Source organism: Priestia sp. FSL H7-0729 (assembly GCF_038005685.1).
Lineage (GTDB): Bacteria > Bacillota > Bacilli > Paenibacillales > Paenibacillaceae > Paenibacillus.
In genome coordinates this window covers 476489-485432 of sequence record NZ_JBBOTQ010000003.1, presented here as the reverse complement: position 1 = coordinate 485432, position 8944 = coordinate 476489, and the positions used below count along the sequence as shown (strand labels likewise).

Sequence of the window (8944 nt, the reverse complement as noted above, 5' to 3'; positions counted from 1 at the left end):
TCCGCCACCCCTGCGGGGCCCAGCACAGCGTGGGCATCCGCTTTGGAGCGCGTCGGGTACATGGGCCCGACGCCAAGGTAGTCGGCGCCCGCCTGCACAGCACGGCGCGCCTCCATAACGGAGTGGGCGGATACGCCGAGCATCTGCCCATCTCCAATGCGGGCGCGTACCAGCGCCGCGTCCGCATCATCCTGGCCGACATGCACGCCGTCGGCCTCCACCGTTACAGCCAGCTCCACATCATCGTTCACGATGAACGGCACCCCGTGCTGGCTGCACACCTCGCGAAGCCGCATCGCAAGCGCCAGGCGATCTTCGCCGGACAGGGCGCCAGTTCCCTTTTCACGGAACTGGAACAGCGTAATGCCGCCAGCAATGGCCTGGCGCAGCACTTCCACAGGGTCATGCGTCGTATTGACGCTGCCCATAACCAAATACACCTGCATCGCGCGTCGTACCGCTTCTGCCTCCCAAGGGCGTATCACTGCTCACCTCTCTGTCTGCGCTGATACGCAAAATGATTCGTTGGCCCGTGTCCGGCCCCAATCCCCAGTTCATCTTCTATGGCTGCCTGAATGAATGCTCGCGCGGTCGTGACAGCAGCCAGAACAGGTGAACCCTTGGCCAACTCTGCAGTGATGGCGGCAGAGTATGTGCATCCCGTTCCGTGCGTATGACGTGTTACTACTCGAACGTTCTCCAGATAATGAAAAGACTGTCCATCGTAGAGCACATCCACGATCATGCCACTTCCTTCATCATGACCACCTTTGACCAAAGCATACGTTGAGCCCATCTGTACAATCCTTCTCGCGGCTTCTTCCCGCTGACTTAGATTCGTGATGGACATTCCGGTAAGGAGTTCCGCTTCCGGAATATTAGGTGTTGTGATCAAGGCATGGGGCAACAGTTCCTTAACCAGCGCCTGGACAGCTTCCTGCTGAAGCAGGGGGGCGCCGCCTTTGGCGACCATAACGGGATCGATGACCCGATTAGACCAACGATATTGCTGCCACTTTTCAGCAACTAACCGAATAATCTCGGCGCTATAGAGCATGCCGGTCTTCACCGCGGTTGGCAGAAAGTCTTCGCCCGTAGAGTCCAATTGTTGAGCGACACCATCGTAAGGGATGGGAAAGACACCCTGTACACCTGTTGTATTTTGGGCAGCAATAGCGGTGATAACCGTCATGCCGTATACCCCAAGCTCCTGGAACGATTTTAGATCGGCTTGAATTCCTGCGCCGCCCCCATTATCGGAGCCCGCAATGGTTAGCGCTTGAGCAATACTCATACTGCACCTCCACGGATCTGACGGATCTGTGCGCGTTCTGCCAAGAGGTCAGGCGTTACTTGTGCCAGCTGATTCAACAATTCAATCTGGAAGCTGCCCGGTCCCTGATGAGCCGTCTTCTCTGCCGCCAGTTCAGCTGCTACGCCATAAAAAGCGAGTGCTTCAACAATACTGCCTGGAAGATCGTCTTCGGATTCCGCTATGGCTGTAAAAGCGCCAATCACCGAACTTAGCAGACAGCCAGCACCTGTGACCTGAGTGAGCAGGGCATGTCCATTACTCGTGAGGAATGTGGATTGTCCATCGGTAATGATATCTTCTTTACCGGTAATGACCACGACACAGCCAAGTTTATGCGCTGCCCGCTCCGCTATGCCGATCCGGTCACCCGCACCTGATCCCGCGTCCACACCTTTAATATTCCAGCTCTCACCGATGACATTGGCAACTTCCGCGACATTGCCGCGCAGTACCGTCAGGCGAAGCTCACGAACGAGCATCTGCACGGTTTCTGTACGATAGGCGGTTGCGCCTGCACCGACGGGATCCAGCACGACAGGCACATGATGTACATTAGCCGATTGGCCTGCAAGTCGAATCGCCTGAAGGACTTTGTCATCGAGTGTACCAATGTTAAGTACTACAGCTCCTGACATCTTGGCGACATCAGCGACCTCTTCATGGGCGTAGGCCATAAAAGGGGATGCACCCAGTGCGAGCAGACCATTGGCTGTAAAAGGAGCAACGACAAGGTTGGTAATATTGTGTACCAGCGGATTTTGCGTACGAACACGTTCCAGATAAGACATATATTTTCCTCCATGTTTTGAATGTTTTGAAGTAACCCCACTGGCAGAAGTCCGATATGCAGAGTCACTCAGCAGATTAATAGGATATGAGTCTCCATGTTGAGTAGGGCGAATAGTGTAAAGACAACGAGAGACGTTACAGCGGTAAAAGCAGAAATGTAAAAGATAAATCCAATTCATAACGCAATAAAGATGGATTTATGTAACTGGATATAGAAGGACAAGCTGAATCATCTTGATCTATATCTAGTCCTGATTAGGGTGATGGACGTTAGCATTCCAATAGAGTCTTAAAGACCACTACCAAGTTGGCAGCTCTTCTGGCGATTTCCTTACGGATGGTCAGACCGTGTTTCTAAAGAACCCAGGACGTCTTATTTGGTCGTCAAATGCTCCTTATGAAATGTAAGGAACATCAGACACGTTATTTTCCATAATTCTTTGATTAGAGCGCTGTAAATGACTGTTTATTCTGATATAGCGGGTCTCAGGTTTCTTAGATTTCTATAAACGCTCCAAATCCTTGAATAGGACGTCTCAGATTCGTTAGCGCTCGCGGCATGCTCTAATCAGGGTACATCAAGGTTCGATTCTGTTCACGGAAGATTTGAAGATCGTTCTTGCTAACTTTTCTTTTTCTCTCATTTCCCTTTCTTTCAGTCACTTTCTCTTCATTCACGTAGCAATACTTTACCTACTCTCCTTGCAGATTAATAAAAGCATCCTCGGCTTTCACCGATTCAGGAATCAGTTCGGTTGCCACGAGCCATGTACGTACATTCTCCCACGATTCCATTTCCTGCCGACCAAACGGTTGACCTTCTTCGTTCATGAGCGGCAGTAGAATAGCCAGGCTTTTGGTTTCAATCTCCGGGTCAAGCGGAGATGTTTCATTCTCATGAGCAAGCAGAATATTCAAGGCTTCTTCTGGATGCTCCGTGACATATTTCTGTCCTTCCTGGATCGCTTTGACGAACCGGGTCAGCTGTTCTTTTTTGGCTTCAATACCAGCTTCACTTGCGGTCAGGACCAATTCATAATAATCAGGCACGCCATAGTCGACAGGGTTAATGGATCTCATGGCATGGCCTTCTTTCTCCAAAATCAATTGTTCATGGTTAATAAAACCACCCATAATCGCATCCGCCTGTCCAGAAGCCAGGGAAGGAATCAGATCGAACCCAACATCGACCAGATTCATGTTATCCGGGTTGCCACCATCGTGGCTGATCATCGTACGTAGCATTGCTTCATACAACGGAATCGAAGAATAACCGACAGTTTTTCCGTCAAGATCTTTGGGTGAACTCACGTTGCTATTTGCCTCGGTCAACAGATGCACAAGCGGGTGCCGAACAACAGCAGCAATGGAACGCACAGGAATGTTCTCGCCACGCGCGAGCAAAATTTGGGGCTGATAGCTTAGAGCCAGATCGATTTTACCAGCAGCAACAAGTTTGAGTGAATCATTGGTATCCGCAGGCATCTGAATGTCGACATCGAGATCTTGATCTGCAAAGTATCCTTTTTCCTGGGCCACATAGATGAAGGAATGTACTGCATTCGGGTACCAGTCGAGCATGATGGACAGTTTATCTTTAGCAGCTGATGCCGGGTCTGTTACAGGCGAGTCTGCTTGCTGTGCATTGGTTTTCGAATCTGTTGTTGGCGTATTTTGGCTGGCGCCTGTGGTGCCACATCCGCTAACGATCAGCAACAGGCTTATGAGCATAATGGGAAGCAGGGAGTATATACCTTTGTTAGTCATAAATGAAGTTCCTCATTTCATCGTTTTGGTTTGTAGGAAATGAACAGCAGGATGTTAACGGGCAACGTGATGACTGAAACACAATTGCTGATATGTGAAAAAGGTGTTTGGAAATCATACTTCCTATCATTAAATCGGGTTCACTCTCGAAGATTATCCAGTCTTTCTTTTGCCTCCATGCCGCCGTGTGTTAAACCGTTTCTCCAGCCAGGCAATCAGTACAAACAAAACGATCCCAAGCAGGGATAACAGCAAAATAGCAGCAAACATGGCATCCGTGTTCATGTTGCTGGACATGCGGCGGCTGAAGTATCCGAGACCTTTGCTGCCACCGAGCCATTCGCCAATCGTTGCCCCAACCACGCAATACACTACAGACATCTTTAGACCCGAGAAAAAAGAGGGAAGTGCCAGCGGAACCTGGAGTTTGCGGAAAATATCCCACTTGCTGGCGCCCATGGTGAGCAGCAGTTCACGCTGTTCCGGATCGCCTTGGCGGAGTCCATCGTATGTACTGACTACAATGGGGAAGAACGCAATCAGGAACACCACGGCGACCTTGCTCCACAATGTGTAGCCAAACCACAGGATGAATACGGGGGACAGGGCAATCAACGGGATGGTCTGACTGATCACGATAAAGGGATACAACGCCTTTTCAATCGATCGGTTCATATGCATGCCTGTTGCTAGGGTAATTCCGGTCACTATGGATATTCCAAAACCAACAGCAACCTCCATAAAGGTCGCAGGCAGATGTATGGTCAGCAGCAGACGACGATGCTCAACCAGTGAGCCTGCGATGGCCGTTGGCGCGGGAATGATGAAGGAAGGCACCCATCCCATACGCACAATCGCTTCCCAGATCGCCAGTAATAAGAGCATGAGCACAATAAACAGACCATATTGGGAAAGCCACTTCAAACACCACGTCCAGACGCTAGCCTTACCTTTATCCCTTTGCATGAAATTGATCCTCCAGTTGTCGTCTCATCTGCACGAGAGCTGGTTCGTAGATCATGTCCGAATGTCTTGGACGTGGCAAAGGAACAGTCATCTCCCGTAACTGCGGACCATGCCCTCCTGGAGTTAACAGGATAATCCGATCACTGAGCAGCAGGGCTTCTTCGATGTCATGTGTAATGAACAGAAACGTTTGGCCAAAGCCCTCCCACAGCTCCAACAACCAGCGATGCATTTCTCGTTTGGTTAAGGCGTCGAGTGCACCGAAGGGTTCATCCAGCAACATGAGCTGACCGCCTGTGAACATGGTACGAAGCAGTGCCACCCGCTGCCGCATGCCGCCGGACAATTCATCTGGATAGGCCTGTTCATAACCCGACAGGCCGAACCTTGCCAATCCTGCCATGATATTGGCCCGTAGCTTGTCTTTGTCCTGTCGGCCGGGTGCCAACTCCGCAGGCAGCATGCAGTTCTCCAATACGGTCCGCCAGGACAATAGCAGATCTTTCTGCGGCATATAGGCGACTCGTCCGAGCCGTTCTCCTCGCGGCACATCAGCTATATCAATGGTGCCAACGGTTGGCTCAAGCAAGCCTGCGAGCAGCTTGAAGAGCGTGCTTTTTCCTGATCCGCTGGAGCCGATGAGCGAGACAAATTCTCCTGGTTGTATCTGAAACGACACATTGGCGAGCACGGGTAAATCTTTTTTTCGGGAAAAGCGAAGCTAACGTTCTTCATCGTTACATGGTTGGTCATCTGATCCTCACTCCTTGATGTCAGACTGCTGGAATTACAACGGCATCTTGTGCTCTGCAAAAGAGCATAAAAAGACCCACCCATTTCCGGAGAAATGAGTGGGTCTGTAAGTTAAATTCGCAATTTATCTTCACATACATGAAAAATTCCACTTACCAAAAGGCCGCTCCACTTCCCTCCGCTGGTATGATCCAGATCAGGTTCAAAGGGTCCGAATCATTCGATTCGTCTCAGCCGTAAGGCTCCCCTAGTGCATTGTTCAAGATATGCAGTTGTGTGTTCAGCATATATCACATTCAAGTGGAATGTAAAGGGGCGCTCGGAAAGAATGTGAGTACTGATCTGAAAATGGTTCCGGTCAGATTATTTGGATTGTACAGCCAGATCATTCGGGTAGAAGCAATAATCCGTTGCCGGAATTGCTCCAGGTCCCTCTATTCCTCTTACTGGGGCAGGTTTATTTAATCAGGTAGATACGGTACAATATCTATTAAATTTCTATATACTGCTTTCGGGATGTATTCAATGGAAGGTGGAGTGTATATGAAAACGATTGGCCTTATTGGTGGTATGAGCTGGGAGTCATCGTTAGAATATTATCGAATTATTAATGAAGAAGTGAAAAATAAATTGGGAGGATTGCATTCAGCCAAGTGCATTTTATATAGCGTGGATTTTGAAGAAGTCGAGCGTTATCAAGCTGAAGGTGATTGGGAAAGTGCTGGTGAATTATTGGGGAATGCTGCTCAGTCTTTGGAAAAGGCAGGAGCAGAAATGATTGTAATTTGTACAAATACGATGCATAAAGTGATTAAACATATTGAAGAAAAAGTGACATTACCCATCGTACATATTGCTGATTCAACAGCAAATCAAATTCATAAGTCCCAAATAAGTACGGTTGGTTTACTCGGCACAAAATATACGATGGAACAAGACTTTTATAAAAAACGAATTGAATTTAATGGTATTAAGGTTCTGATACCGAATGAAGAGGATAGAAAAGTTGTCAATAAAATAATATATGAGGAATTATGTTTAGGGAAAATTGTGCCCTTATCAAGGGAGTATTATAAAAAGGTGATCCAAAGGCTGGTTGATGATGGAGCTGAGGGAATCATATTAGGTTGCACCGAAATTGGATTATTAGTAAAACTAGAGGATTCAGAAGTTCCGTTATTTGATACAACACGTATTCATGCGATTGAATCTGTTCATTTGGCACTGACCAAATCATTTTGACTCAACTCGATAAACCTGTTCTCTGATTTACCTTGGCTCATGAACTCGATATAATAGGGATGGCCCGTATAGGCCGGATCACAAAATGCAGGTGGGATTGTTCTCCCTCCTAGGCAGAATGGGGACCCGAGTTGAAAACGTTCAAAAAAGTATATATTGAGATCACAAGTATCTGTAATCTGGCGTGTAGCTTCTGTCCACAGACGCAGCGTGCCAAAGGATTCATTGACCCTGAAGTCTTCAACAATATACTGGAACAAGTTAAACCACACACCAATCATATTTATCTACATGTCAAAGGTGAACCCTTGTTGCATCCCAAAATAGATCTGTTGCTCGATTCCGCACATGAGAAGGGACTCAAGGTGAACATTACAACGAACGGTACACTATTGCCCAAGACTCAGCATAAATTGCTCGGCAAACCGGCGCTGCGGCAGATGAATTTCTCCCTGCACAGCTTCGATGGGCATGAAGGTTCAACCGACCGTGACGGATATCTGAGCAACATTCTGTCTTTTGTACACGAGGCAGTGAAACACAATGTCATCATCTCATTCCGACTGTGGAATCTGACGCAGGATAACTTCACGAATGCTCAGATGAATCGAAATCGGGAGACCCTTGAAGTATTGGAACGTGAATTCAATCTGGATTTCCGAATTGAGGAAAAAGTAGTTCCGGGCAGCGGGGTCAAAATTGCCCCGAATGTATACCTGAATCAGGACCATGAGTTCCAGTGGCCGAGTCTGGATGCACCTGAAGATGACGGCAAAGGCTTCTGCCATGCATTGCGTGGTCAGGCAGCTGTGCTTGTAGATGGAACGGTGGTTCCATGCTGTCTTGATGGTGAGGGTGTCATTAACCTTGGTAATGTGCACGAGAAGTCATTCTCGGAGATTATTGAGGGTGAACGAGCGAACAATCTGGTATATGGCTTCTCCAAGCGCGAAGCTGTGGAAGAGTTGTGTCGAAAGTGCGGTTACCGTCAGAGATTCGGAGCCTGATATCTTATATCAGCAAGCCGGAAGCCATTCAAGATCACACATTTGGAGACAAATGTAGTGATCTTTCTTATTTACTGGGGATTAAAGTCAGAGGTATATACGTTACAAATGAGCATACCAGAGGTTGATATCAGCATATTGTTCCAAGGGTCTGACTTGCAGAAAATGCCGATATGACAGTCATTATGCGATGTCAGGATATATCTGATCTAATGATTATTCTAGTTACCTTCCTTATTTGGTAGGATTAGGTTGTGGGTCGGACAGAGGTGCACCTCTGACGATCTTCTAGGACAAGCTCAGGCTTGTACACTATCAAATAACGAGAGAATAAGGGAGGAATAAAGTTATGAAAAAAATGTTGACGCTGTTGCTGTCCGCTGGTTTGGTTGCTTCTATATTTGGTGCCGTTCCGGCTGCGGCTGCACCTACCGTTGTAAATTCAACCATTGTGGTTCCAAAGGGCACGACCTATGACGGCCAAGGTAAAACATTTGTAGCCAATCCCTCCACACTGGGTGACGGGTCTCAAGCAGAGAATCAGAAACCGGTATTTCGTCTGGAGGCAGGGGCCACGCTCAAAAACGTAAACATTGGATCACCAGCTGCTGATGGTGTTCATTGTTATGGCAACTGTAATATATCGAATGTGGTCTGGCAGGACGTGGGCGAGGATGCACTGACATTGAAGTCTGCCGGAACGGTTAACATTACCGGTGGGGCAGCGTATAAGGCTTATGATAAAGTGTTCCAGATGAATGCAGCTGGAACAATTAACATCAAAAATTTCCGTGCAGATGATATTGGCAAACTGGTTCGCCAAAATGGTGGAACTTCCTTCGCAGTTAACATGACGCTGGATAACTCCAACATTTCTAATGTAAAAGATTCGATTATGCGTACAGACAGCAGCACATCACAAGGGAAAATTACGAATACCCGTTATTCTAAAGTACCAACGTTGTTCAAGGGATTTGCCTCAGGCAAGACCAGTCAATCCGGCAATACGCAATATTAAGGGATTGCCACAAATACCCATCTAATGTACATTAGAAGCAATGAAATAAGTGAACCGGGAGCTCAATGAAGTTGGGCTGAGAGAGTG

General features: G+C 47.8%; 9 protein-coding genes and 1 riboswitch. Of the genes, 3 read left to right on the top strand and 6 right to left on the bottom strand.

Translation table 11 applies throughout. From position 1 onward, the window contains the following. The 6 genes from thiE to MHH93_RS11065 form a co-directional block, all read right to left on the bottom strand. Positions 1-428: thiamine phosphate synthase (gene thiE / locus MHH93_RS11090; protein ID WP_500054092.1), on the bottom strand; the 428-nt coding region annotated here is incomplete at its 3' end. 53 nt (positions 429-481) lie between these two features. Further along, a complete protein-coding gene (thiD, locus tag MHH93_RS11085) occupies positions 482-1294 on the bottom strand; it encodes a bifunctional hydroxymethylpyrimidine kinase/phosphomethylpyrimidine kinase (protein ID WP_500054091.1) in 813 nt (270 codons plus the stop codon). Beyond that, the gene (gene thiM / locus MHH93_RS11080) at positions 1291-2103 is read right to left on the bottom strand and encodes a hydroxyethylthiazole kinase (RefSeq protein ID WP_500054090.1); all 813 of its coding nucleotides are present in this window, start codon (positions 2101-2103) and stop codon (positions 1291-1293) included. Before thiM ends, thiD begins: the two co-directional genes overlap by 4 nt. Before the next feature lie 694 nt (positions 2104-2797). Beyond that, positions 2798-3871, bottom strand: coding sequence for an ABC transporter substrate-binding protein (locus MHH93_RS11075; RefSeq protein WP_500054089.1), 1074 nt, complete (start codon positions 3869-3871; stop codon positions 2798-2800). A gap of 153 nt (positions 3872-4024) precedes the next feature. Then, a complete protein-coding gene (locus MHH93_RS11070; protein ID WP_500054088.1) occupies positions 4025-4837 on the bottom strand; it encodes an ABC transporter permease in 813 nt (270 codons plus the stop codon). Next, on the bottom strand, positions 4824-5528 hold the full coding sequence (locus tag MHH93_RS11065; protein ID WP_500054087.1) for an ABC transporter ATP-binding protein: 705 nt from the start codon (positions 5526-5528) through the stop codon (positions 4824-4826). The genes MHH93_RS11070 and MHH93_RS11065 overlap by 14 nt, the downstream gene beginning before the upstream one ends. Before the next feature lie 218 nt (positions 5529-5746). Beyond that, positions 5747-5849, bottom strand: a riboswitch (TPP riboswitch). 284 nt (positions 5850-6133) lie between these two features. Here MHH93_RS11065 and MHH93_RS11060 point away from each other — a divergent pair. From MHH93_RS11060 to MHH93_RS11050, 3 genes are all read left to right on the top strand, one after another. Next, the gene (locus MHH93_RS11060) at positions 6134-6832 is read left to right on the top strand and encodes an aspartate/glutamate racemase family protein (protein WP_500054086.1); all 699 of its coding nucleotides are present in this window, start codon (positions 6134-6136) and stop codon (positions 6830-6832) included. Positions 6833-6963: 131 nt separating this feature from the next. Then, entirely contained in the window at positions 6964-7839 is an 876-nt protein-coding gene (locus MHH93_RS11055) for a radical SAM/SPASM domain-containing protein (protein WP_091016096.1), read from the top strand. Between the two features lie 349 nt (positions 7840-8188). Next, entirely contained in the window at positions 8189-8857 is a 669-nt protein-coding gene (locus MHH93_RS11050) for a pectate lyase (protein ID WP_036606151.1), read from the top strand. The last annotated feature ends 87 nt before the right edge of the window (positions 8858-8944 follow it).